Origin of the sequence: Trinickia symbiotica (assembly GCF_002934455.1) — a bacterium.
GTDB lineage: Bacteria > Pseudomonadota > Gammaproteobacteria > Burkholderiales > Burkholderiaceae > Trinickia > Trinickia symbiotica.
Genome location: NZ_PTIR01000008.1, coordinates 143554 through 169012, shown reverse-complemented (window position 1 = coordinate 169012; position 25459 = coordinate 143554). Strand labels below are relative to the sequence as shown.

Below are 25459 nucleotides of genomic sequence, written 5' to 3'. Positions count from 1 at the left end.
GGACCCGTGCAGCCACAACCCGGCTGACGCCGCAGCGCAAAGTCAAAGAAAGACCCGGACCTGGGACATCGATCATGACGACGGTCGCAACTTTTACGGTCGACCATACGAGCTATCTCGACGCGGCCGGCAACGCGAACAAACCGTTGCCCGAATTCGCGCAAGACGCCGCCACGCTCGTCGGCTTTTACCGCGCAATGGTGCTCACGCGCGCATTCGACACCAAAGCTATCTCGCTGCAGCGCACTGGCAAGCTCGGCACGTTTGCATCGGCACTCGGGCAGGAAGCCATCGGCGTGGGCGTGGCCGCTGCGATGCGGCCGGACGACGTCCTTTTCCCCTCGTATCGGGACCATGCCGCGCAATTGTTGCGCGGCGTCACGATGGCCGAAAGTCTGCTTTATTGGGGCGGCGACGAGCGCGGCAGCAATTTCAGCCGCGCCCGCGACGACTTCCCGAATTGCGTGCCGATCGGCACTCAAGTCTGCCATGCCGCCGGCGCGGCCTACGCGTTTCGACTGCGCGGCGAGCCCCGCGTAGCGGTGACCATCTTCGGCGATGGCGGCACGTCGAAAGGCGATTTCTACGAAGCGATGAATATGGCGGGTGTCTGGCGCGCGCCGCTCGTCCTCGTCGTGAACAACAATCAATGGGCGATTTCGGTGCCGCGCACCAAGCAAACCGCCGCGGCAACGCTCGCGCAAAAGGCCATCGCGGCGGGCATCGAAGGATGCCAAGTGGACGGCAACGACGTCGTTGCAGTGCACGATGCACTCCTTCGCGCCCTGGACAAGGCTCGCCGCTTCGACGGGCCGACGCTCGTCGAAGCGCTCAGCTACAGGCTCGGCGACCACACGACGGCTGACGACGCATCGCGCTACCGCGACCCCGAGATCGTCCAGCATCAATGGGAAAGCGAGCCCATCGCGCGCTTGCGCAAGTACCTGACGAATATCGGAGCATGGGACAAAGCGCGCGAGGAAGCGCTGGCCAAGGTGGCGAGCGAGCAGGTCGAAGCCGCCGTTCAGGAATACCTTTCCGTTGCGCCGCCTGATGCGTCCGCGATGTTTGCCCATCTTTATGCGGCGCTGCCGCACGCACTCGACGAGCAACTTGCAACTGCCGAGCACTTTGCGCCCGAGAACGGGGAGCATCGACATGGCTGATCTGAACTTCGTCGAAGCCGTGAATACCGCTCTTGCCTACGAACTCGAGCACGACGATTCGGTCGTACTGCTAGGCGAAGATATCGGCACGAACGGCGGCGTCTTCCGCGCGACGGTCGGACTGCAGGCGCGTTTCGGCGAAGCGCGCGTCGTTGATACTCCGCTCGCCGAAACGGCCATCGCAGGCACTGCGGTCGGCATGGCGGCGATGGGCCTGCGCCCGATCGCCGAGATTCAGTTCGCGGGCTTCGTCTATCCGACGATCGATCATGTGCTCAATCACGCGTCGCGCTTGCGTCACCGCACACGCGGGCGCCTCGCGTGCCCGCTCGTTATCCGCACCCCTTGCGGTGCGGGTATCCACGCGCCGGAGCACCATTCCGAAAGCCCCGAAGCATTGTTCGCGCATATTCCTGGACTGCGCGTGGTCATGCCTTCGTCGCCCGAGCGCGCCTATGGCTTGCTGCTCGCGGCCATCCGCGATCCCGATCCCGTCATCTTCCTCGAACCGACGCGGCTCTATCGCCTTTTCAAGCAGTCGGTCGAAGACAACGGCGTCGCGTTGCCGCTCGATACATGCTTCGTCGCGCGCGAGGGAGATGACGTTACGCTCGTGAGCTGGGGCGCCATGCTTCAGGAAGTGCAAGAGGCCGCCGATGAGCTGGCCGCCGACGGTGTCTCGGCCGAAATCGTCGACGTGGCCACGTTGAAGCCGCTCGATATGGAGACGATCCTCGCCTCGGTCGCGAAAACGGGGCGCTGCGTCATCGTTCATGAAGCGCCGCGCACCTGTGGTGTCGGCGCGGAAATTGCCGCGACGCTCGCGGAACGAGGCCTCTATTCGCTGCTCGCGCCGATCGAACGCGTCACCGGCTACGACGTCGTTGTACCGCTTCCCCGGCTCGAACGGCAATACATGCCCAGCGTCGAGCGGATCTTGAACGCGGTCAGAAAAACGCTCGAGGCATCGTCATGAAGATGTTCAAGCTGCCCGATCTGGGCGAAGGCCTGCAAGAAGCCGAGATCATCGAATGGCACGTCGACGAAGGTGACGAAGTCAAAGCCGATCAGCCGTTGCTTTCAGTCGAAACGGCAAAGGCCATCGTCGAGATACCCTCGCCGCAAGCGGGACGCATCGCAAAGCGCTTCGGCAAGAAAGGCGACATCGTCCATCTCGGCGCCGCCCTCGTCGGCTTCGAAGGAGCCGATAGCGACGACGCGGGCACCGTTGTCGGCCGAATGCCCGAGGCATCGGGAACGGCGCGTACCGCACGCGAGAGGCACGCACCGGCGCCTCGCGTCTACGGCGGGCTCTCGGGTGTGGGAACCGGCTCGACCTCGATCAAAGCGACGCCCGCAGTGCGCGCACTCGCGCGCAAACTCGACATCGATCTCGCCATGGTGACGCCGTCCGGGATGGACGGCATCGTGACGTCGGCCGACGTTCAGCGCACGGCGAAGTTGCTCTCCGAGCTCGGACCGCCCGAAGAGCTGCGCGGCGTGCGACGTGCGATGGCGCAGAACATGGGCCGCGCGCAAAGCGAAGTGGCCGCCGCAACGGTCATCGACGACGCCGACATTCATGCCTGGAAGCCGAGCACCGACGTGACGATCCGGTTGATCCGCGCACTCGTGGCGGGCTGCCGCGCGGAGCCAGGACTCAATGCGTGGTTCGATGGACGGGCCGCGCGGCGTCACGTGCTTTCCAAGATCGACGTCGGCATTGCCGTGGATTTGCCCGACGGGCTCTTCGTACCGGTGCTGCGAGATGTCGCGCATCGCGATGCCGCCGATCTGCGTGCGGGGCTCGATCGAATGCGCGCGGACGTGAAGGCGCGCAAGATTCCACCCGAAGAGTTGCGCGGCGCCACGATCACCTTATCAAACTTCGGCATGATCGCCGGAAAGTACGCGGCGCCGATCGTCGTCCCGCCGACGGTAGCCATCCTCGGCGCGGGGCGCATGCACGACGAAGTCGTGGCCAGCGAAGGCGAAGCTGCCGTTCATCGCGTACTGCCGCTCAGCTTGACGTTCGATCATCGCGTCGTGACGGGCGGAGAGGCCGCCCGATTTCTGGCGGCCGTCATCGCGGATTTACAGCAGGCACTGTAAAACCGGAGGACGAACCGCGCTGAATCCACAGTAGGTAGATCGCCCGGCACACGAATTGCATCGACGGGGTACGCCGCGGCCACCGCCGCGCCCATTTCCTCATTCGTGAGAGGGCGATATGTTAGGAACCATTCTTATCATCGTGCTGATCCTTCTGCTGATCGGCGCCTTCCCAGCCTGGCCTTACAGCCGCGGGTGGGGCTACGGGCCGACCGGCGGGCTTGGCCTCATCGTCATCATTGTTATCGTGCTAGTCCTTTTGGGGCGAATCTAGCCTGACATCACTAGCGCTTTCGTCCGTGCCGCGGGGAGCCCATCTCGTCGCCGGCACGGACGTTGCACATCGTTTCGCTCGATACCCTGCCGTTCAGGCAAGGGACTCTCTGGACCAACACGGAAAGCGAAATGCGAATCGCGCAAGTGGCAACGCTCTATGAAAGCGTCCCTCCACGCGCTTATGGGGGAATAGAACGCGTCGTTTCCTGGTTGACCGAGGCGCTCGCCGAACGCGGCCACGACGTCACGCTGTTCGCGAGCGGCGGCTCGACAACGCGCGCGCGTCTTGTCGAGGCGTGCCCAAGCGCGCTGCGTCTCATCGAAGATACGGCCGACCCGCAAGCCTACCACTTTGCGATGCTCGAACGCGTGGTGCGAATGTCGAGCGACTTCGATCTCGTCCATTTTCATACGGACTATCAGGGGTTTCCATTCGCGCGCCGATTGGCTTGCCCGCATCTCACGACGCTGCATTGGCGGCTCGACATACCGGGCCTCGCTGAGCTCTACCGCGAATTCTCCGACCTTCCGCTCGTCTCGATCTCGCACTCGCAGCGCGCGCCGCTGCCCTGGGTCAATTGGATCGGCACGGTCTATCACGGCCTGCCCGACTGCCAAATGCCCTTTTCCGCGGAAGGCGGCGACTACCTTGCATTTCTCGGCAGAATCGCGCCGACCAAGCGGCCCGATCTCGCCATCGAAATCGCCGAACGCGCGGGCATACCGATCAAAATCGCGGCCAAGATCGACAACGGCGATCGCTGGTATTACGACGGCAGCATCGAGCCGCTCTTTCATGATCCGCTCGTCGAGTATCGAGGCGAGCTCGGCGATCATGAAAAAGGCGAGTTTCTCGCGCATGCGCGCGCCCTGCTGTTTCCGGTCGACTGGCCCGAGCCTTTCGGGCTCGTGCTGATCGAGGCGCTAGCCTGCGGCACGCCCGTCATTGCATTTCGGCGCGGCTCGGTGCCCGAAATCATCGAGGACGGTGTGACCGGATTCGTCGTCGACGACGTCGAGGGCGCGGTACGCGCGATCGGACGTCTGGGCGAGCTGAGCCGCGCCGACTGCCGTGCCGCATTCGAGCGGCGCTTTACCGTGTCTCGGATGACGGACGATTATCTGGCGCTCTACGGTGAGCTCTTACGGGAAACGGGCAATCGCGCCGCGATGTCGTCTCCCGCATGAAAGCGATACGACCACCGACGATCGATAAGGAGTCCGAAATGCGCTTCGTTGCGCTTGCAACCGACTACGACAACACGCTGGCATCGAATGGCCGGGTGGCCGAATCGACTTGGCCAGTGCTCGAGCGGCTGCGGCAATCCGGCCGTCAACTCGTGCTTGTGAGCGGCCGCGAACTCGGCGATCTGCGTACGATCTGCCCGCGCCTCGATCTATTCTCGCGCGTGGTGGCGGAAAACGGCGGCGTGCTTTATCGGCCCGATAGCGGCGAGAAACGCCTGCTCGCACCGCCTCCGCCGGACGCATTCGTTCGGGCGCTGCACGAACGCGGCCTGCACGAGTTCAGCGTCAGCGAAACGCTCGTCGCCACGATGAAACCGTACGATCGCATCGCCTTGGATGCCATCCGCGAGCTGGGCCTGGATCTTCACGTCGTCTTCAACGGCGATGCCGTCATGGTGCTCGCGCCGGGCGTCACGAAGGCGAGCGGTCTCGCAGCCGCGCTCGACGAGCTCGGCCTCTCACCGCTGAACGTCGTCGGCGTCGGCGATGCCGAGAACGACCATCCGTTGCTCGATGCGTGCGGCTTTTCCGCCGCCGTTGCCAATGCGCTGCCGATGCTCAAAGCACACGCCGATATGGTCACGACGGGCGCGGCCGGCCGCGGCGTGGAAGAGCTCGTCGCCGCGCTGCTCGAGGACGACCTCGCCTCGCGTGCATCGCGCATCGATCGCTCGCGGGTATTGCTCGGTCAACGGTCCGATGGCCGCGAGGCGGCATCCGTCAGCCTCGATGCCTACGGCACGATCGCGCTGCTGGCAGGGCCGTCCGGCGGCGGGAAATCGACCGTCACCGCCGCGCTGCTCGAGCGGCTCACCATGGCCGGCTATCAAGCCTGCATCTTCGATCCCGAGGGCGACTACGACAATGAAGGCAGTCTGGTTTCGCTCGGCGATGCGCATACTCCGCCCCCGATGGATAGCGCCCTGCATTTGCTGGCGAGGCCCGGTCAACACGTCGCCGTCAACCTGCTGCGCGTGCCGCTCATTGAGCGTCCACGCTACTGCGCCGCGCTGCTCTCGCGCCTGCAGGAATTGCGGGTACGAACGGGCCGTCCGCATTGGCTCGTTTTCGAAGAAGCCCATCAACTTTTCCCGGCGGATTGGGGCATGGCGGCACAATCGCTGCCCATCGCGCTCGAAACCGCGCTCGCCGTCACCGTGCACCCCGACCAGATCGCGGAGCCTTTCTTGCGGCAAGTCAACATGGCGCTCGTCACCGGCAACAAACCCAGCGCAACCGTGGCCGCGTTCGCGAGCACGCTCGGCAAACCCGTCCCTCGGCTGCCGCTCGAATCCGATTCGCTCGAGCGCGGACAACTGCTGGTCTGGGAAACGCAAATGCCGGCCAGCGAACCGTACTTGGTCAGCGTGGAGCCTGGAACGACGCAACGCCGACGCCATCATCGCAAATATGCCGAGGGACTCTTGATCCCCGAGCGCAGCTTTTACTTCCGCGGTCCGGAGGGCAGGCTCAATCTGCGCGCGCACAATCTTGTGCTTTTTCTGGAAATCGCCGACGGCGTCGATTCCGATACATGGCGCTATCACCTGCAACGCGGCGATTATTCGCGCTGGTTCGGTGACGTCATCGGCGACGATGAACTCGCACGCGAAGCGCAAGCCATCGAGTCAGAGCGCGGACTTTCGGTCGACGAAACGCGTGGGCGCATCCGCGCCGCGATCGAGCGCCGCTATACGCAGCCGGAGAATCCTTCGCTGCCGCCCTTGCGGGCGGGTTAGTCGCGACGGTGCGCTTCACACAGCCAGCGCCCGCGAGGAGGCGTGGCGACGGCTCTAGACCGACGCGCCTCCAGGACGCGATGCATTGCCGAGGCCGAGAACGCTGAGGTATATCTCGAGTGAACGCTGCACCGCGCTTGCGACGAGTTCGGTGATGCCGTCGAAATTGCCGCGGACACACGCCTCATCCAAGGAATCGTAATAGGCGAGCCGATCTTCCTTCCGAATGACCGCGGGCGGATAGCCGGATTTCATCAACTCGAAATTGAGAAGCAGCCGGGCGGTACGTCCGTTCCCGCGCAGCCCACCCAGGTGCTCCTGCGAAGAGTCAACGTCGCCCCTAATCGACGATCTCCCACTGGACTGTATTCGCGCCGGCGCGCTGCGCTGCTTCCGTAAATGCGGGGGCCTTCGCGTAGATATCCGTTTGCTCGCGCCACTGGATCAGAAAGCGCGTCTCGCAGATTGCCTCACCGCGTTTCCATTCCGCGTGGCGTGGACTGATTCGGCATCCGATGCGCTCAAATTCGTCGGCAAGACGCTGCTGAAAGTTGCTCTCTCCCGCATATCCAACGGTCAGCCAGGCGGTCTTGCGCCGCTCCAGCCGGTCTTCGACGTACCGCAATCCCCACAGCACCGCGACCCCGACCACCGTTGCGCTGACGGCCAGCCGATACTGCCCACCGCCGATACACAGGCCGACGACTGTCACGAACCAGAGCGTCGCCGCGGTCGTGACGCCAGTCACGAGCCCGTCTTTGCGCAGCACGGCACCCCCGCCGATGAAGCCCATCCCGGTCAGAATGCCGAGCGGCAAGCGCATCAGGTCGAGCGTGGCGAACGAGTCCGGCCGCTTGCCCGCTTGCTCGAGCAACGCATTGACTTGGAGCATCGAAATGCAAGCGGCCAGGCAGACAAGCAGTGTCGTGCGCAACCCGGCAGCTTTACCCGACTCGCTGCGGTTCAGGCCGAAGATGGCGCCCGCGACGAGCGCGCCAGCAAGCCGCGCCAAGGCCGCAGGCCAATCGAGCGTAAGCGGCATCGCATCCATCGAGTCAAAACCCTCATCATCGAACGGACTTAACGAGATACGAGCAAGCCGCACGCCTGCTCAGGGTCGAATGGATAAACCGCCGATCGCTCGCAGTCGCCCCCGAGAACGCGATCAAGGTCAACGCAGCGATATCGCCGCCGCAAACACACGCCGCGCTTGCGGCAACAGCAGCCGCCTGGCATTCAGTCGGTGCTCGTCCACTCGACCTTCGCGCCCACCGAGCGCAAGTTCTCGACGAACCGCGGATGCGCTCGACGGATCGGCAAGGCGTTCTTGATGACCGATTGCCCTTCGATGCTCGCCGCTACCATGAAAAGCGCGATGGCGACGCGAATGATGTAAGGACTCTCGACCCTTGCAGGGCTCAGGCGAATGCCGCCGAACGTGATCAGCCGATGAGGGTCCGACAGGAACACATGTGCTCCGAATTTCGATAGCTCGACGGACCAGCCCATCGCGCCGTCATAGACCTTGTTCCAGAACATCGCGCTGCCTTCGGCGCGCACGCCGAGCGCGATGAAGATCGGTAACAGATCGACGGGCAAGTAGGGCCACGGCGCAGCTTCGATCTTGGTCAAAATATTCGGCGTGAAAGGCTGGCGCACGCGCATCGGACCTTCTCGCACCGCTCGCGACCATCCGTCTTGGTGAACGATGTCGATGCCGAACTTCGCGAATGTCCGATCGATGAGCGGGAACTGCTCGGGCGCGCCATTCTTGACGGCGATATCGCCGCCCGTGATCGCGCCCAAGGCCAGGAACGTCGCGATCTCGTGGAAATCCTCGCTGAAACGGAATTCGCCGCCGCCAAGCTCGCCGAGCTTATGCCCACCCTCGATCCGCAGTCGCGAGGTGCCGATTCCTTCGATGGGCACGCCGAGCATCTCGATGAAGCGGCAGAACTCCTGCACGTGCGGCTCCGAGGCCGCATTGACGAGCGTCGATACGCCCGACGCGGACGCCGCGCACAAGACGAAGTTTTCGGTCGTCGTCACCGATGCGTAATCGAGCCAGTGATCGTTGGCGGTCAAGCGCTTCACGCTTCGCACGATCAACGAATCGGTCGTGCGCTCGATACGAGCGCCGAATCGCTCGAACACTTCGACGTGCGGATCGATCTCGCGCACACCGAGCGTGCAGCCCTTCACGTCGTTCTCGAGCCGGGCCACGCCGAAGCGCGCAAGCAGCGGAGGGACGAGCATGATCGACGAGCGCATCTCCTCGGGCAAGCGATGAATCGCGGGATCGAACGACGTCGCATGATGATGGAGCTCGAGCACACCCGTCGAAAAATCCATCGACACCTCGCTTCCCAGCGTGCGAAAGATATCGAGGATTTTCTTGACATCGGTGATCTCGGGCACGCCGACGAGGCGCAACGGCGCGTCGGTCAAAAGCGTGGCACAGAGAATTGGAAGAACGGCGTTCTTGTTGGCGGACGGCACAATCTCGCCGCGAAGCGGCACGCCGCCGTGAACGATGAGGTCGGACATATTCGGGGACAGGGCGGGGGTGAAAAAGCCAGGAATGTCAAGGCGCATATCATGCCATCGACGGCGCCGCGATGTTTTGAAATCAATATGCGGGCCTTCCCGAGTATCGATGCGGCGTCATCCGACGCGCACCCGTACCAGATGCCGATCGCATCGGCAAGACGACCTCGCCACCGCGCCCCGTTTTTGCTCGGGCGACATCGCACGAAAGCTTGCGCGTTTTCCGTCAGGTACTTGCGCTAACTATGCGGGAGTTATTCACAGGTTTGCCAACAAAATCTGGGGATAACCCACCGCTTGCCGTTGCTGACGGAGCGCACCGCGAAAGCTCTGAGCCGCTCAGAGCACTCACCGGGCTAGAGCCGAGGACGCCGCCGAAGCTTCGGCCAGCGCGTTTGATATCGTGGCGGCGCGAACGGCTCGCGATCTGGCGCTCGCTCCGGCGACCGCCGGACGGTGCTATATTTCTTTCATCGCGGTAATTCGAACCCCTTCCGGCAAAAGATCCAATCGAGATATGCTTCTTATCGGAGGCAGTCTCTCAACACTATCCATAGCGACTGCAAAGGGTCACGGACACACGATGAACGCCAAATCGAATCAAAAGAAAAAAGGTAATCATAGTGGGACCCAGCACGGTCCTTTTATTTGCCAAGAAGTTCTTTCACGAAAATTTCCGGAAACAACGCTTGAGATCCAAAGGACTACCGGCGAGGTGATCAGCTCGTATTCCCTATCGGAACTGAGCGCGGGACACCAAATCACGCCGGATGGAGAACTGATCTACGCCCTTACCGGCGGACAAGTCAGCGACACAGGTATCCTGCGGCGATTGATCTCGATAAACATGAGAGAAGGGGCTGCTCGTGAGGTCGGCATCTCAACAAGCGCACTGCCCGCTGTCGATCGCGAGCACATCGCGTATTTCGAAGACGGCATCATCATTGTTAGAAAGCACGACGGAACGCGAATCTTCGAGAAGCATCTCGGTCAATTGGGCGTGCTCCACGGAGGGCCTGCCCATGCCTGCGCCTTACTTCCTAATAGGCGCGTCGCGATCTCGCGTGGCCATCGCTGCGAAGAACAGCTTGCCGACCTGACCGTCTTCGATCTAGACAGCGGTCGCGAGGAACATCGAGTCGAACTACCCGCCGCAACCAGCTATAAAACTTTCGCGCCGGCTGCATTGAGAGGCGATCCGAGGGGCGAACTGGTTGCGATCTTGGGATATCACGCGGGACTCGTACTCGTGGATCTGGCGAAGGGGATCGATGTCGCCGATGCTTACCAACCGGATCCGCTGGACCTGGCGGACGGAAGACCCACGCATCACAGTCACCACAGTTATTCCGACTTCGCGTTCGACGCGGAAGGGGAGCGCCTGGCGGCGGCTTATCGCCCCGGAAAGCTGTCTGTTTGGAGCCGCAGCGGCGGCGTGCTCAAGCGGGAGTGGGTGGCGACGAATCCGAAAGCGCAACGGATCGTGACCTTCGACGAGGGCACGGTCGGATTTTTTGATTCCCTCGGTGAGCGAGCGGTTTTTGCGATCGGCTCCTAGAGGGGCCTTCTCTCGAGTTTATTCTTGACCGTCGGGCGTAGCCCCAGAGCCACGAAATCCACCGATTCTTCCGCATTGTAGCTGCGGGGCTACAATGGTGACTTGCAAAACTGTGCTCGGGGGGCTACAGTGATCACTGGTTTTGCCATCCTCGGTGCCTTGGGGCTACAAATGACGACACTGGCCGATGTCGCTACTATGCTCCGCGATGCGCGACGCGAAGCCAACCTGTCGCAGGAAGAGGCTGCGCAACGCGCCGGCGTAGCCCGCACAACGGTTGCCCGGATGGAGACGCTCGCCCGTGGCGACATGAGCGTCTCCGCACTCGTGCGGCTGCTCGAGGCGGCAGGTTACGACCTGCGCATCGTCAAGCATGGGCATCGCCGAACCCTAGAGGACATTCTCGCTGAGCAACGACAGGGTGAGGGCAGCTCGTGAAACTCGACGTACAGGTGAAAGGCAAGAAAGTCGCACAACTCTACCGTGAGCGCGATGAATATGTCCTGAGGTACAGCGCCGGCGCCGCAACCGAAGACTTTGTCAGTCTGACGATGCCGGTGCGCGAAGCACCTTGGGTATGGCCACGTGACCTCCATCCGTTTTTCCGGCAGAACTTGCCGGAAGGCTACCTGCTCAATGTCATTCGCGAAGAGTTCGGCCCGTACCTGGACGGGACTGATCTTTCCTTGCTCGCCGTCATTGGAGGCATGAGCATTGGCCGAGTAACCGTTACGCCCGAAGGAGCCGAGCCCGGCAGCGACCTGGAACCAGTGCATATCGAGGAGCTGCTTCACGGCGACAACACGGCCGAGTGCTTTGCGTCGCTCGTGCGTACGTATGCGCGAGCCGCTATCTCCGGCGCGGTGCCCAAGTTCATCGCGCCGGAGCCTTCATCCAACGCTAAAGACCATCCTCTCGGAAAATCGACGATTCGAACGAGTCGCCACATCATCAAGGGCTCAGACGATAAAACACCCTACCTCGGCTTCAACGAATACTATTCGATGCGCGTGCTGGAGCGATTGGCAGTGTCACCCGTTGCAAAAACGTGCATGTCCGACGACGGCCGCGTGCTCATAGTGGACCGGTTCGACGTCGATCATGCAGGCTTGCCGATCCGCGGTCTCGAGGATGCGTGCGGCTTGCTCGGCCTTCCCCCCCACGAGAAGTATTTGCCCTCGACCGAACGCGTCCTGAATGCGACGCGAGCCTACCTGACAAACGCGGATCAGCGCAAACAACTCGAGCATCTGGGCTGGCTGCTGTTGACTAACTTCGTCGTCCGCAACGCGGATTGCCACTCGAAAAACATCGCGCTTCTCTACACCTCATACGATGATGTCGCCTTTACGCCGGCCTATGACATCGTCACAACGCAGGCCTATCCCCGATTTGCTTCCAATCCGCCAGGTCTCTCCATCGATGGTCGCAAGACATGGGCACGCGGCAAAACCCTCGAAAGGTTTTTCAACGCCCGCCTCGGTATCACCCCGAGGAAATATCACGAGATGGTCGAGCAACTGTGCGACTCGGCCGTCGCCGTGGCGCAGGAAATCATCGTAGCCGCGAAGAATGAGACGCAATGGCGTTGGATTGCAAAGCAAATGCTGCACGCCTGGAATGAAGGCATGGCTTCGCTGCGCAGTACCAAGCAAGCAGCGCGCTTCAGGAGCTTGAGCTCGGCCATCGAAGCCGCAGGGTTCTCTGACCCTGAGCCAGCGGATAGTTTGAAGCAGGTAATCGGTCGCTCGGAATTGCTGGCGCCATCCCGCGAGAATCGATAAGGGCAGCTCGCTGCCGCGCGCAGCAACCCGCGCCAGGCGGACCGATACAAAGCTCGATAGCTCTTGTTCGCTTATGAAAGATTTCGCTTCAACCCAATATCCGGCTGAAGCGGACAAATAACTAAAGGTCATTAATATATGCAAACGCATAATGCGCTTGCATATTATCGCGGATCAAGAGAAAATCACTAGACGCGTAATACGCATCGCGCCGATACGTCCAGGCGAATGCCCCAAAAGGTCGGGCGGCGTGACGCACTCTAATCTGCATCGACGGAAGAAATGACCGTTTCCGAATTCAAAGGGCCCGATCTCACCGACACCCAGTGGGAGCATGTCAAAGCCCTCGTCTCATCGCTGGATTCCAAGCAGTTGCTCTGGATCAGCGGTTTTCTGGCAGGCTTCGAACAGGCGTCCTCAGCCAAAGCCGCGCCGGCGCCCTCCACGGCTCAAGATAAATCAGGTGCCGGGTCCACCCGGCGGCTGACCGTGCTTTACGGCAGCGAAACAGGCAACAGCCGCACGCTCGCCAAAACGCTCGCGGAGCGCGCGGCGCAACGCGGTCTGGCCGTGTCGCTTCACGACATGGTCGATTACAAGCCGCGTCAACTGAAGGACGAGCAGGACGTCCTGATCGTAGCAAGCACATATGGCGAAGGAGATCCGCCGCAAACAGCGGCCGATTTCTTCGAGTTTATCGAGGGTCGGAAGGCGCCTAAGCTGCCTACCGTTCGTTTCGGCGTGCTCGCGATCGGCGATTCGAGCTACGAGCGCTATTGCGAGGCAGGCAAGCGTCTCGATCGCCGTTTCGAAGAACTCGGCGCTCAACGCCTCGCGCCAAGAGTCGATTGCGACGTCGACTATGAAGAGGCAGCGAATGCCTGGATCGACGATGTCCTCGACATCCTCGCTAAGACGGCGGCAGGAGGTGATAGCACGACGAGCACGGCCTCGCGGCTGTCTTCCGTGGCTGCAACGCCGACGCCCGCGATCGATAAGCACAACCCGCACCCCGCGCGCGTCATCGAGAACATCGTGCTCTCGGGGCGCGGCTCGTCCAAGGAAACACGACACATCGAGCTTTCGCTCGAAGGCTCAGGTATTCACTTCGAGCCCGGCGATGCGTTGGGCCTGGTACCGACCAACGATCCCGCGCTCGTCGAAGGGTTGCTGTGCACGCTCAAGCTGGACGCGTCGCAGACGGTCGACATGAAGGGCAAACAAGCTGCGCTTGGCGAGGCGCTTGCTTCCCATTTCGAAATCACTACGCTGACGCCGCGATTCCTCGATCGTTGGGCGGAACTTTCCGGTGCGAAAACGCTGCGGAACCTGGCGGCGAGCGACCACATCGCCGAACGCGCGGCCTACCTGAGCGGCCATCACGTTATCGATGTGATCCGGCAGTTCCCCGTCGAGGGACTCGATGCCGCAACTTTCGTGGCGACGCTCCGGCCGCTGCAGCCGAGGCTCTATTCGATCGCGTCGAGCCTGGCCGCCGCGCCCGAAGAGGCCCATTTGACCCTCGCGACCGTGCGCTATGAGCTGCACGGCGAGCGTCGCGCGGGCGTAGCATCGGGTCAGTTGTCGGACCGGGTCGCGCTCGATGCGGAGCTGCCCGTCTACGTGCATAGGAATCCTAACTTTCGTCTGCCTGGCGACGATGTCCCGATCATCATGATCGGCGCCGGCACGGGCGTCGCGCCGTTTCGTGCCTTCATGCAAGAGCGCGAGGCGCGCGGCGCGAATGGGCGGTCGTGGCTTTTCTTCGGCGATCGTCACTTCCGCACTGATTTTCTCTATCAGACCGAGTGGCAGAGGCTGCTGAAGGACAAGCTGCTGACGCGGATGGACGTGGCGTTTTCGCGCGATCGTCGCTCCGACGGCGAGGCGAAAGCCTACGTCCAGCATCGTTTGAAGGCGCATGCACGCGACGTTTTTGCATGGCTCGAGGAAGGCGCCCATCTCTACGTCTGCGGCGATGCTAAGCGGCTCGCACCTGACGTCCATCGGACGCTCGCCGAGATCGTCGCCAAGGAAGGCGGCTTCGGCCCGGAGGCCACGCAGGACTATCTGCAGAAGCTGCAACGCGAACGGCGCTACCAGCGCGACGTCTATTGACGACGCGAAGCCTCTGGGTCTTTGCCTTCGCAGGAGAGGCCCCCGCCCCCCAGCGCGGATGAATGCTTGGGGCGGCCCAGCACCATCCAAAGAGGATTCAAATGAGCGAAACCCATCCTCGGCCAGATCGCAGCCGCGATCTGTCACAGCCCGTCGAGCGATTGAGCGCCGACGAACGGCTGAAAGCGGGAAGCGACCAGCTGCGCGGCACGATTCGGGAAGGACTGGCGGATCCGCTGACCGGAGCGGTTTCGGCGAACGACGCGAAGCTGCTCAAATTTCACGGCATGTATCTGCAGGACGATCGCGACGTACGCGACGAGCGTCGGCGGCAGAAACTAGAGCCGGCGTTTCAATTCATGATCCGCGTGCGAATGCCCGGAGGCGTCTGCACGACTCAGCAATGGCTCAAGCTCGACGAGCTCGCACGCACCCACGGAAATGCGACGCTGCGCCTGACGACGCGGCAAACGGTTCAGTTTCACTGGGTGCTCAAGAACGATCTGCGCCCGCTCATTCAAGGCTTGAGTGAAGCGAGGCTCGACACCATTTCAGCATGCGGCGACGATGCGCGCGGCGTCATGTGCTCGGTCAATCCGCATCTATCCGCGCTCCACTCCACCGTGTACGACCTCGCGCACCGCGCGAGCGATCGCGCGATTCCGCGCATGCGCGCCTATCGCGAGATCTGGTATGGCGAAGCACGTGAACGTGAGCCCGCCGAAGCGCCCGAGGAGCCGTTCTACGGCAAGACGTACATGCCGCGCAAGTTCAAGATCGGCTTTGCGATTCCACCCGTCAACGATATCGACGTCTATACACAGGATCTCGGATTCATCGCGATTGCCGAGAACGGCGAATTGAAGGGTTTCAACGTCGCGATCGGCGGCGGCATGGGACGTAGCGATCAATCGACGGCGACCTATCCGCGGCTCGCCGATGTGATCGGCTTCGTGACACCCGACAAGGTGCTCGAGACCAGCGATGCAGTGATGAGTGTGCAGCGCGACTACGGCGATCGCTTGGAACGCGCGCACGCGCGTTTCAAATACACGATCGACGATCTCGGCCTCGATTGGGTCACGGCGGAAATCGAACGTCGGCTCGGTTTCACGCTCGCCCCCGCGCGTCCCTATACGTTCACCTCGAACGGCGATACGCTCGGTTGGCAAACGGGCGACGACGGAGCCCATCATTTGACGCTTTTCGTCGAGAACGGCCGCTTGGAGAACCAGCCGGACCGCCCGTTGCTGGACGGCTTGCGCGAAATCGCCCGAGTTCACGACGATACGCTCCGCCTCACGCCGAACCAGAACATCACGATCGCGCGCGTCTCGGATGCAAACCGGGAGCGCATCGAGCAATTGGCGCGCGACTATCGCCTGCTCGCATCTGACTGGGGCAGCGCGCTGAGGGTGAATTCGATGGCCTGCGTCGCGCTGCCGACGTGCGGTCTTGCGATGGCGGAAAGCGAACGCTATCTGCCGTCGCTTATCGCCCGTATCGAGGCGCTGCTCGAGCGGCATCGACTCTCCGACGTCCCGATCACCGTCCGCATGAGCGGCTGCCCGAACGGCTGCTCGCGGCCGTATGTCGCCGAAATCGGTCTTTCCGGGCGGGCACCGGGCAAGTACAACCTTTACCTCGGCGGCGGCTTTCACGGGGAACGGCTCGCCCGCATGTACCTCGAGAACGTCGGAGAAGACGGAATCCTCGATACGCTCGACAAGACGCTCGGTCACTTCGCGCGTGAACGGCACGAAGGCGAGCATTTCGGCGACTTCGTCGTGCGCGCGGGGTACGTGGAAGCCGTCACCTCGGGGCGTGACTTCAACCGTTAATTCAGCGACGCCTCCGGCAGCGCAACGGCACCGGCCATCTGCGTCACTGCCGCGATATTGAACGCGAGGCCGCTTTGCCGACTTCGGACGCAGCTTAGGACGCGAACTGTGGCGCATACTGCACCTCGGACCAACGGAAGGGGAACACGCCTCGGCTATTCCTCACTTCGCGGATATGGAATCGAACCAGCCGCTGGGCGCCCGCGAATTCGCTCAACTCAGGGCCGTTCCAGACGATTTCCGCCTCTGCGGCGACATAGAGCAGATCGCCGCTTTCGAAGTCGATGAAGAGGAGCCCGGCTCGGGGCTCGACGAGCAAGTTGCCGATCGTATTGAAGAGCCGGTTGCCGCTCAGGTCGGGCGTCGTCAATGTCACCGCGTCATCGACGCGAACGAACCCAGGCAACCCGCCGCGATGCGATACATCCATTCCGCGCGCCGGCCCTGCTCTTTCGGCCAGATTGGCGCTAGCAATGAAGAAGGTGTCGGCGCGAGCGATCAATGCACGGTTGGCATCGCTCAATTGCTGAGCCCGCGAATGCTCGAGCGCCGCGCCTTCTTCGGGCCGCGACGCACGCATCGGCGTGCGGCTTTGAATGTACTTCGGGCAATTGCCGAAGCTTTGGCTGACCGTCAAAGCGAGCGTATCCCCTTCGATTGTCGTGACGATGCCGTTGATCCGATTGCGCCGCCGCGTCTCGAGCTGAATACCGAGTCCGCCAACCATCGAGCCGCGTCGCCAAATGCCCGCGAGCGGATCGCCGGGCAGTGCCCCGCCGTCGATGCGCAGGGTCCATGCGTCGGGCGACCAAACAAAGCCAGGCTCACCCACACGGAGCGTCGACCACGGTTGCCCCTGCGCATCGACGCCGCCGATCACCATGAACGGCAACTGCGCGTAGAACTCGCGATGCTGATCCGGCATGTAGTCGCGAATGCCGCGGCGTCCGATCGACGCCGCAACGCTTAGGACTCCTGCCCGTTCCTGCGCGGCAAGCTCGCCCTCGTGAAACGGCAGTTGAGCACCCGACCAGCCGGGTGCAACGGTAGGCGCCTCGGTCATCGTCATCTCCATTCCGCCAAAGGGTCGCTGAGCACGCAACGGTTCGCACCGGAAGTCGATCGACCGCGATCGATCATCGTCCTCGGCGACCGACAGGTGCAGCCTATCGCGTGCAAACTGTCAGCGGAAGACGGATAATCGCAAAAACACAATCCTCTTTGAACGGACAATCGCAGATGGCGGACGTGCGGGATGTGAATCTGAATCGGCTCGGCATTTACGCAGCTGTCGTGGAAGCAGGCTCGCTGACCGCCGCGGCCGAAAGGCTCGGACTTGCGAAAACGGTGGTAAGTACGCACATGCAGCGGCTCGAGGCCGAGGTGGGCGCGAGCCTCTTGATTCGCACGACGCGCAGGCTCAACGTTACGGAAGCGGGACGGCGCTTTTACGAGGCGGCGCGCGAAATCTTGCGCGCCGCCGAGGAAGCGTTGGCGGACGTGGCCGGCGACGGCGGACCGCTACGCGGCACCTTGCGTGTCACGGCGCCGATCGATTTCGGCCAGCTCGTCGTCGCCCCCGCAATCGTCGCACTGAGGCGTATGCATCCGGAGCTCGATATCGAGCTGATCTGCAACGATCGCTATATGGACCTCGTCGCGGAAAACATCGACGTCGCGATCCGTCTCGGCCGGCTCGCCGATTCGACCTATCGAACCGTGAAGATCGGCAGCTACGCCAAGTGGGTCGTGGCCGCGCCGGAATTCGTCGCCAAGTATGGCGAGCCGCGCGACCCGGCAGACCTTGCCTCCATGCCTTACGTTGCCGTCTCGATTTTGCCGCACCCGTTCTCGTTCGAGCTTCAGAACACGCGTGGCACGAAAAAAACGGTGAAGTGCGGCCGCAGCGGGTTCCTCGCGAATACGGCGACGGCCTGCCGCGCGGCAACGCTCGCGGGCGGCGGGTTCGGCGTGCTGACCGATTTCTCGGTGGCCGGCGATGTTGCGGCCGGCGCGCTCGTGCGTCTGCTGCCACGCTGGGTCGCGCCGGAGTCCGATATTCGCGCCGTATTTCCGCCCACGAACCGCGTGCCGGCCAAGGCCCTGGCGCTGGTCGATCTATTGAGGCCGCAATCGTCATGACCTATACGTTAGCGGCGACCTCGGTTTTCGAAGTCGAAATCCGCAAAAGCCGCTTCATCGCCTACGCGATCCCGGTCGCCGATCGCGATGCGTCGATGCAGGCGCTGCAGCGGCTGCGCCATGAGCATCCGACAGCCACCCATGTTTGCTGGGCACTGCTCGCAGGCGGCCAGTCGGGCATGTCCGATGATGGCGAGCCGTCAGGAACGGCGGGCAGGCCCATTCTCGAAGTGCTGCGCCACCATGATCTCGACGGGGTGCTCTGCGCCGTCGTGCGCTTCTACGGCGGCGTCAAGCTCGGCGCGGGCGGTCTCGTACGCGCCTACACCGATGCGATCGCTGGCGCCCTTCAGCAGATCCAACGCGTCGAACGGATCGCGCAGGCGCGCCTCGTCGTGGAGGTCGGTTACGCCGACGAGGCGCGAGTACGGCGTTGGATGGATCAAGAGCGCGTCTCGCTCGTCAGTACTGCTTACGATGTCGGTGTGCGACTCGACATGGAACTTCCCGCGACCGCGCTCGATGCAGCCCGCGCCGCGTTGATCGACCTGACGCTCGGCAAAGCGACTTTCCCCGAAACCCGGCCGTAATCTTGCGTTACCGATCTCGCACGGCGTTTTCACATGTGTCCGGGCCGCGCTCCTAGACTAAGGCCGTGGTCAACTGAAACGCACGCATCGTGCAAGGAGTCACGCAAATGAACAAGAAGCTCATTGGAGGGTTCATCGGTCTCATGGTCCTCGGTGTTTCCACGGCGGCCTCGGCGCATGTCGATCTCGCCGTGGGCATCGGCGTGCCCGTCGGCGTGGCCCCGGTACCGGTCTATACAGGTCCCGCGCCCGTTTATGCAGCGCCTGCCGCCCCTGCCTACGTCGAGCCAGCACCGTACGCGGTCGGCTACTGGCGAGGCGACGACTGGCGCGAACGCGAATGGCGCGGTCACGAATGGCGTGAGCGTCAGTGGCGCGAACACGAATGGCGCGAACACGAGTGGCGTGAGCGCCGCGGCTGGTAACGGCGACGCGGAGCGAGCAGGCCCGAGTTCAACCGGCGGACGGGCTCTCCAACCAATGCACGCTGAAGAGCCTCGCCTCGTCGGTCCATACGGGGCCCGGCACGAATCCTGCCGAAACCGCCAGCGCACGGAAGCCTTCGATGGTGAACTTGTATGAGTTCTCCGTATGAAGGCTGCCGCCTTCTTCGAAAGCGAATTCTCTTCCGGCCAGACGCACCGTTTGCGCACAAAGACTGAGCAGGTGCATCTCCACTCGCTGCTTTACCGGCTCGTAAAACGCGTAGTGCGCGAACTTCTTCACGTCGAAGTCAGCGCCCAGTTCATCGTTCGCCCGCCTAAGCAAGTTCAGGTTGAACGCCGCCGTCACGCCTTGGGCATCGTTATACGCACGGTGCAGCGTCTGCGGCTCCTTCACGAGATCGACACCCACGAGCAGCCCGCCACCGCGCAGCAAGCGCGCGGCGAGGCGCAGGAACGCCGCGGCTTCGTCAGGATCGAAATTGCCGATCGTCGAGCCCGGAAAAAAACCGACGCGGCGCTGCGACGACGCTTCGAGGCTCGCTGCGAGACCGGCCAGTTGTTCCTCTTTCATGTAATCGGCCGCGACCGGCTGCACCGAAAGCTGCGGGTAGTCGGCGTGCAGTTTCCGCGCGGCGCTATCCAGATGCTCGGCTGAGATGTCGACGGGAAAGTAGCGCCGCGGCGCATCGCGCGGAACGAACGCATCGAGCAGCAGCCGTATCTTCGCGAGCGATCCCGCGCCAAATTCGACGATGTCCGCGCGAGATCCCATGCATTGCGCGATGTCATGCGCATGGCTCGTCAGAATTCGCCACTCGGTCCGCGTGGGGTAGTACTCGGGCAATTCACAGATCCTGTCGAAGAGGGCCGAGCCCGCCGCATCGTAAAAGTATTTCGGCGCAATGCTGCGCGGCGTTTTCGATAAGGCGGCGACAAGATCGCGCGCGAACTCGGCTGCGGCCGCGCCTTTTCGAAGAGGACTGCCAACGAATTCGGCCGCACCGGCCAAACCCGTTGCTTCAGATGTCTCGTACAAGGCGTACTCCCGAAAATTGCCAGCGCGCCGCCGGCGGAAAGAAGTTGCGGTAGCTAGGACGCGTGTGCCCCGGCGGCGTCGCCAAGCTGCCGCCGCGCAAGACGAGTTGCCCGACCATGAACTTGCCGTTGTATTCCGCCGCTACGCCCGGCAACGGCCGAAAACCCGGATAGGGATCGTATGACGAGCGCGTCCATTGCCAAACGTGGCCCGTCATCTGCGTAATGCCCGGCGCGTCGAAAGCGGCCTCCCATTCGAATTCGGTCGGCAACCGGGCACCGGCCCACTCGGCGTAGGCCGCGGCCTCGTAAAAACTCAGTTGCGAAACGGGCGCGCGCGGGTTCATCGGCTCGAGGCCGTCGAGGCCGAATACAAGCCAGCCCGAAGGGTCGTTCTCGCAGTTGCCATCGTCGATGCCACGCCAATAAAGAGGCGCGGCAAGATGCTCGCGCTGAACCATCGCCCAGCCGTCCGATAGCCAGAGCTCGGGCCGCCGGTACCCCCCATCGGCAATGAACGATGCATAGTCCCCGCAGGTGACGAGGCGGTGGGCGATTTCATACGGTCGCAGCAACGTCTCATGGCGCGGCAGCTCGTTATCGAAGCAAAACCCCTGCCCCGCGTGTCCAATGCCGACGATGCCGCCGGGCTGGCGCAGCCATTCGATCGGGTACGCTACGGCTTGCGTCGTCGCCACCTTCGATGAATGCGGGCCTCGCGGCCGCTCGCGCGACTCGGCGCGATAGGCGGGCATCAGTGAATTGCACGAGAACGCGTGCAGGATGTCGGTCAGGATCAGCTCCTGATGCTGCTCTTCATGATGCAGGCCGAGCGTCACGATCGGCTCAATCCGGTCGAACGAATCGCGATCGGCCATTTCAATGAGCGCCATGACCGCCGCGTCGACATGGCGGCGGTATGCATGGACTTCGCCGAGCGACGGCCTGGTCAGCAACCCTCGTTGCGCGCGCTCATGGCGCGGACCCAATGCTTCGTAGTACGAATTGAACAGAAAGGGGAAATGGTCGTGGAAGAGAACGTAGCCGGGCGCGTGAGGAACGAGCAGCACCGTCTCGAAGAACCAGGTCGTGTGTGCGAGATGCCACTTCGTCGGGCTCGCATCGGGCATCGATTGCACCTGTTGGTCTTCGGGCGACAGAGAACTCGCGAGCTCGACGCTCCGCTTGCGCACTTTACGAAACGCCTGCAGCAGTTCGGACACCATCCGTGTCATCGGCTTGCTCCTGTCTGCTCCGCCGCTATCCAGCGCTTGAGCCGCTGGGCATCGAACGGGGCTTCCACTTTTTGGTCGTTGTCGAAGTAGCAAAAGACATCGCGTTCCTCACGGCGCACAGGCGAAGGCGAGAGGCGAACGGCATCGGCCGGTTCGTCGCCTCGCGCCCAGATCGCAATCCGTTTGGCCCATCGTTTGAGCGCGCGATCCGAATATGCGCCGCTATAAAGCGTCTCGGTGCCGTGCAGGCGCATGTAGATGAAATCCGACGTGACGTCTTCGGCATAGGGCCATCCTGCCACAGAATCGGAAACGACGAGCGCAACACGGTAACGCCGCAACATGTCCGCGAATTCGGGCGTTTGAAAGCTGGCGTGCCTGACTTCCACCGCGTGCCGGAGCTGGCCATTGCCGCTCGCTTCGAACCACGCGCGTTTGACGCGTGCGTCGTGTTGCGACGCCAGGGCAACGGCCTCTTGCACCGTTCGAGGCAGCAAATCGAGAAAGCGTTCCAGCCGCGTCACATCGAAGGGGAAGTTCGGCGGAAACTGCCAGAGAAACGGGCCCAGCTTTTCGTCGAGCGCGAGGACGCCCGAGGCGAAAAAATTCGCGATGGCGGGCCTCGCCGCCTCATCGCGAAAACGCAGCATGTGCGTCAGGAATCGAGGCCCCTTGACGCCGAACACAAAACCGTCAGGCGTTTCTTCATGCCATGAGCGGTAGCTGTCGATCGTTTGCAGCGAGTAATGCGAGCCGTTGATTTCGATCGTGTCCACGGCCCGCGATGCGAACGAAAGCTCGCTGGCGTGCCGGAGTCCCTTCGGGTAGAACACACCGCGCCACCCCTCGTAGCGCCAGCCCGAAATGCCGATAAGGATAGCCATTTGTTCGTCGCACCCCTCTTTCGCGGTGACTGCGCGTTGCAGCAAGGCCTATTCCCGGCTCGGCGAGGCCGCGCGCTCTCAAAACGGCGCGCGCTCGCCGTCATTCCGCGAAGACTTCCTGCAGCGTATGCAACGTATCGGCCAATGTTCTGTCGACGATCGCCCCAGCCCTCTTCACCAATCGAATCTTGTCGACCGTTCGGATCTGGTCCAGAAGAATGAGCCCCCGCTTTCTCTCGAACGTCACGGGTACACGAAACGGCGCGGGGCGGCTTTTCGTCGTCATAGGCGCCACGATGACCGTGCGCAAATGCTCATGCAGCTCGGGCGGAGAGACGACGACGCACGGCCGCGTCTTCTGAATCTCGCTGCCGAGCGTGTGGTCGAGCGCGACGAGCCACACCTCGCCCCGGACTACCACGACCACTCCGCGTCTTCGCCGTTGCCGAACTCGCCCATCACGAGCGCATCATCGCCGGCGGCCGCGAGACGCTTGCTTGCGTCCGCCCAGCCTTCACGTGCCTTCTTCAGCGGACGTCGAATCACCAGTGCATCGCCCTCGATTTCCATTTCCACCTCATGTTCGAACCCAAGCTGAGCCAGGATCGGCTTGGGGATCAGTATTCCTTGCGAGTTGCCCATTCTGCGAATCGTCGTCTTCATGGCAATATGTAAGCACAAAGTTATACCATCTCGGGAAGATGGTCAACACAATGTTATTACATATCCGTTCGGATAGCACGATGCCGATGCGGAAACCATCACGGCGCCGCAGAGACTGGAAGCAGACAGTAACTAACTGAGACCGACCCGGGCAATTCGGCCGTTCGGCATAGGAGGCGGGTGGGGGCCGGCGACTCGGGGCGCCGGGGCAGGCCTGCCTGCGGATATCGACGGCAGGCCCGGGATGCTGCGATCGGACCGATGGCTACTGAACGATCCTCGTGACGCCGCGGCCGCGCGGATCGGCCGCGGCGGTCGGCGTATCGCCTTCGATCTCGATCGCCTGGATGTCGCCGTTGAAGCCCTGCTTCTGCAGCACATATCCCATCGACTGCAACTGCTGAGCCAGCTCACCCTCGATCGGCTTGTAAGGCTCCCAGAAGATCGTGTTCGGCGGCAGCAGCTGATGGTGGAAGCGCATCGCAGCCACCGCATCGGCCAACGGCATCTTGAAGTCATAGACGTTGCTGATGACCTGAAAGATCGACGTGAAGATGCGGGAGCCGCCCGGCGTGCCGATGACGAGCGATACCTTGCCGTCCTTGGTCAGAATCGTCGGCGTCATCGAGGAAAGCGGGCGTTTTTTCGGCGCGATCGCATTCGCATCGCTGCCCACGACGCCGAACATATTCGGCACGCCCGGCTTTGCCGAAAAATCGTCCATCTCGTCGTTGAGCAGCACCCCGGTGCCCTCCGCCACGACGCCCGAGCCGAAATACCCGTTGATCGTATAGGTGTTCGAGACGGCATTGCCCCATTTGTCGACGACCGAGAAATGCGTGGTCTCCGCCTTCTCCGGCATCGACGTACCGAGCCCCGGCTGAATGCTCTTGGTATCCGAGGGCTTGTTCGGATCGACGTCCGCCGCGCGCTTGGCGAGATACGCGTCGTCGATCAACTGCGCGACGGGCACCTTGTAGAAGTCCGGGTCGCCGAGGTACTGCGCACGATCGGCGAACACGCGCTTCTCGATCTCGGCGACGAGATGAATGTACTTCGCCGAATTCAGCGGAACGTTGGCGAAATCGTTGGCGAGATCGGCCTTCATCTTGAGCAGCTGCACGAGGCCGACGCCGCCCGAGCTCGGAGGCGGTGCCGTGATCACGCGATAGCCGTTCCAGTTGGCCTCGACGGGCTGCCGCCAGACCGCCTTGTATTCATGCAAGTCGCGCTCGGTGATGAGTCCCCCATCCGCCTTCATCGTGGCGGCGATGCGTTTCGCCGTCTCGCCTTCGTAGAACCCTTTCGCTCCGTGCTCGGCGATGCGCGTCAGCGTGGCGGCAAGCTCGGGCTGCTTGAAGGTCACGCCGTTGTTCAGTCCTCCGAAATATTTGTCGAAGTTCGTCTTGTCGCCGAAGTCCTTCGCGGCACTGTCGCGGCGCTGCTGCAGCTGCTCGTCGACCTCGAAGCCATCGCGCGCGTAATGGATCGCCGGGGCCAGCACCTGTTTCCATTTCAGCCGACCGAAACGCTTTTGCGCTTCCCACATGCCTTCGACGGTTCCCGGCACGCCGACGGCGCGCGCGCCGACCAGACTCATCCCCTTGATGACGTTGCCGTCCTTGTCGAGATACATGTTCTTCGTCGCGGCAAGCGGGGCCCGCTCTCGATAATCGAGGAAGTACGGCTTGCCGTTCACATAGAGCGTCATGAATCCGCCGCCGCCGAGATTGCCGGCTTCAGGGTACGTGACGGCGAGCGTGAACGCGATCGCCACGGCAGCGTCGACGGCATTGCCACCCTCCTTGAAAATGCGCTCGGCCGCATCGGCGCTGTACTTGTCGGCCACCGCCAGCGCGGAGGCCGTCAATACAGGTTTTGCCGCATTGGTCTTCGCAACGGCGGGCGTGCTTTCGAGAAAGCCGATCGACATCGTTGCGAACGCAACGATCGCCGATGCGGCCGCGGCCGACTTGATCCCGACTATCGAACTCATCGAATCTCCTCCTTCGTCGACAAAATGACCTGACGGCGCTTATACCATGCACAAACAGTTTGCGAAACGCGGATTGAGG

General features: G+C 62.6%; 22 protein-coding genes and 2 pseudogenes. 14 read left to right on the top strand and 10 right to left on the bottom strand.

Annotated elements, in window-relative coordinates; translation table 11 throughout:
- Window positions 1-74: 74 nt before the first annotated feature.
- From pdhA to B0G57_RS13940, 6 genes are all read left to right on the top strand, one after another.
- The gene (gene pdhA, locus B0G57_RS13965; RefSeq protein ID WP_018443991.1) at window positions 75-1166 is read left to right on the top strand and encodes a pyruvate dehydrogenase (acetyl-transferring) E1 component subunit alpha; all 1092 of its coding nucleotides are present in this window, start codon (window positions 75-77) and stop codon (window positions 1164-1166) included.
- The gene (locus B0G57_RS13960; RefSeq protein ID WP_018443990.1) at window positions 1159-2142 is read left to right on the top strand and encodes an alpha-ketoacid dehydrogenase subunit beta; all 984 of its coding nucleotides are present in this window, start codon (window positions 1159-1161) and stop codon (window positions 2140-2142) included. Before pdhA ends, B0G57_RS13960 begins: the two co-directional genes overlap by 8 nt.
- Window positions 2139-3278: a dihydrolipoamide acetyltransferase family protein gene (locus B0G57_RS13955; RefSeq protein WP_018443989.1), complete on the top strand. Its 1140-nt coding sequence runs from the start codon at window positions 2139-2141 to the stop codon at window positions 3276-3278. The genes B0G57_RS13960 and B0G57_RS13955 overlap by 4 nt, the downstream gene beginning before the upstream one ends.
- A gap of 118 nt (window positions 3279-3396) precedes the next feature.
- Complete coding sequence (locus B0G57_RS13950) at window positions 3397-3552, top strand: DUF3309 family protein (protein ID WP_018443988.1); 156 nt, start codon at window positions 3397-3399, stop codon at window positions 3550-3552.
- Window positions 3553-3683: 131 nt separating this feature from the next.
- Entirely contained in the window at window positions 3684-4742 is a 1059-nt protein-coding gene (locus B0G57_RS13945; RefSeq protein ID WP_035469772.1) for a glycosyltransferase family 4 protein, read from the top strand.
- 38 nt (window positions 4743-4780) lie between these two features.
- Window positions 4781-6541: an HAD family hydrolase gene (locus B0G57_RS13940; RefSeq protein WP_026230281.1), complete on the top strand. Its 1761-nt coding sequence runs from the start codon at window positions 4781-4783 to the stop codon at window positions 6539-6541.
- A 54-nt stretch (window positions 6542-6595) separates the two neighbouring features.
- Here B0G57_RS13940 and B0G57_RS13935 read toward each other — a convergent pair.
- The 3 genes and pseudogenes from B0G57_RS13935 to B0G57_RS13925 form a co-directional block, all read right to left on the bottom strand.
- A pseudogene (locus B0G57_RS13935) lies at window positions 6596-6838 on the bottom strand (Fic family protein); the annotation flags it as partial.
- A 43-nt stretch (window positions 6839-6881) separates the two neighbouring features.
- Window positions 6882-7592: an MgtC/SapB family protein gene (locus tag B0G57_RS13930; RefSeq protein WP_018443984.1), complete on the bottom strand. Its 711-nt coding sequence runs from the start codon at window positions 7590-7592 to the stop codon at window positions 6882-6884.
- A gap of 185 nt (window positions 7593-7777) precedes the next feature.
- Window positions 7778-9088: a UDP-N-acetylglucosamine 1-carboxyvinyltransferase gene (locus B0G57_RS13925; protein WP_018443983.1), complete on the bottom strand. Its 1311-nt coding sequence runs from the start codon at window positions 9086-9088 to the stop codon at window positions 7778-7780.
- 583 nt (window positions 9089-9671) lie between these two features.
- On the opposite strand from B0G57_RS13925, the gene B0G57_RS13920 reads away from it, so the two are divergent.
- The 5 genes from B0G57_RS13920 to B0G57_RS13900 all read left to right on the top strand — a co-directional run bounded on the left by B0G57_RS13920 (window position 9672) and on the right by B0G57_RS13900 (window position 16389).
- The gene (locus B0G57_RS13920; protein ID WP_146013366.1) at window positions 9672-10646 is read left to right on the top strand and encodes a WD40 repeat domain-containing protein; all 975 of its coding nucleotides are present in this window, start codon (window positions 9672-9674) and stop codon (window positions 10644-10646) included.
- 171 nt (window positions 10647-10817) lie between these two features.
- Complete coding sequence (locus tag B0G57_RS13915) at window positions 10818-11084, top strand: helix-turn-helix transcriptional regulator (RefSeq protein ID WP_018443981.1); 267 nt, start codon at window positions 10818-10820, stop codon at window positions 11082-11084.
- Entirely contained in the window at window positions 11081-12430 is a 1350-nt protein-coding gene (locus B0G57_RS13910; protein WP_018443980.1) for a type II toxin-antitoxin system HipA family toxin, read from the top strand. Before B0G57_RS13915 ends, B0G57_RS13910 begins: the two co-directional genes overlap by 4 nt.
- 282 nt (window positions 12431-12712) lie before the next feature.
- A complete protein-coding gene (locus tag B0G57_RS13905) occupies window positions 12713-14548 on the top strand; it encodes an assimilatory sulfite reductase (NADPH) flavoprotein subunit (RefSeq protein WP_018443979.1) in 1836 nt (611 codons plus the stop codon).
- 101 nt (window positions 14549-14649) lie between these two features.
- Window positions 14650-16389, top strand: coding sequence for an NADPH-dependent assimilatory sulfite reductase hemoprotein subunit (locus B0G57_RS13900; protein WP_018443978.1), 1740 nt, complete (start codon window positions 14650-14652; stop codon window positions 16387-16389).
- 97 nt (window positions 16390-16486) lie between these two features.
- Here the strand turns inward: B0G57_RS13900 and B0G57_RS13895 are convergent.
- Window positions 16487-17452: pseudogene (locus B0G57_RS13895) on the bottom strand (pyridoxamine 5'-phosphate oxidase family protein); the annotation flags it as partial.
- A 176-nt stretch (window positions 17453-17628) separates the two neighbouring features.
- On the opposite strand from B0G57_RS13895, the gene B0G57_RS13890 reads away from it, so the two are divergent.
- The 3 genes from B0G57_RS13890 (at window position 17629) to B0G57_RS13880 (ending at window position 19546) form a co-directional block, all read left to right on the top strand.
- Entirely contained in the window at window positions 17629-18531 is a 903-nt protein-coding gene (locus B0G57_RS13890) for a LysR family transcriptional regulator (RefSeq protein ID WP_018443976.1), read from the top strand.
- Entirely contained in the window at window positions 18528-19121 is a 594-nt protein-coding gene (locus B0G57_RS13885; protein WP_018443975.1) for an IMPACT family protein, read from the top strand. Before B0G57_RS13890 ends, B0G57_RS13885 begins: the two co-directional genes overlap by 4 nt.
- Before the next feature lie 107 nt (window positions 19122-19228).
- Window positions 19229-19546, top strand: coding sequence for a hypothetical protein (locus B0G57_RS13880; RefSeq protein WP_018443974.1), 318 nt, complete (start codon window positions 19229-19231; stop codon window positions 19544-19546).
- 28 nt (window positions 19547-19574) lie between these two features.
- Here B0G57_RS13880 and egtD read toward each other — a convergent pair whose 3' ends face one another.
- The 6 genes from egtD to ggt all read right to left on the bottom strand — a co-directional run bounded on the left by egtD (window position 19575) and on the right by ggt (window position 25317).
- The gene (gene egtD, locus B0G57_RS13875; RefSeq protein WP_399277486.1) at window positions 19575-20603 is read right to left on the bottom strand and encodes an L-histidine N(alpha)-methyltransferase; all 1029 of its coding nucleotides are present in this window, start codon (window positions 20601-20603) and stop codon (window positions 19575-19577) included.
- Window positions 20587-21828 (bottom strand): ergothioneine biosynthesis protein EgtB, encoded by a 1242-nt coding sequence (gene egtB, locus B0G57_RS13870; protein WP_018443972.1) that lies wholly within the window; start codon window positions 21826-21828, stop codon window positions 20587-20589. The genes egtD and egtB overlap by 17 nt, the downstream gene beginning before the upstream one ends.
- A 5-nt stretch (window positions 21829-21833) precedes the next feature.
- Complete coding sequence (locus tag B0G57_RS13865; protein WP_020566571.1) at window positions 21834-22721, bottom strand: DUF72 domain-containing protein; 888 nt, start codon at window positions 22719-22721, stop codon at window positions 21834-21836.
- A 100-nt stretch (window positions 22722-22821) separates the two neighbouring features.
- Window positions 22822-23142, bottom strand: a complete 321-nt coding sequence (locus tag B0G57_RS13860) for a type II toxin-antitoxin system PemK/MazF family toxin (protein WP_026230278.1) — start codon at window positions 23140-23142, stop codon at window positions 22822-22824.
- Window positions 23136-23384: an AbrB/MazE/SpoVT family DNA-binding domain-containing protein gene (locus B0G57_RS13855; RefSeq protein WP_018443969.1), complete on the bottom strand. Its 249-nt coding sequence runs from the start codon at window positions 23382-23384 to the stop codon at window positions 23136-23138. Before B0G57_RS13855 ends, B0G57_RS13860 begins: the two co-directional genes overlap by 7 nt.
- Before the next feature lie 265 nt (window positions 23385-23649).
- The gene (gene ggt / locus B0G57_RS13850) at window positions 23650-25317 is read right to left on the bottom strand and encodes a gamma-glutamyltransferase (RefSeq protein WP_399277559.1); all 1668 of its coding nucleotides are present in this window, start codon (window positions 25315-25317) and stop codon (window positions 23650-23652) included.
- Window positions 25318-25459: the final 142 nt, after the last annotated feature.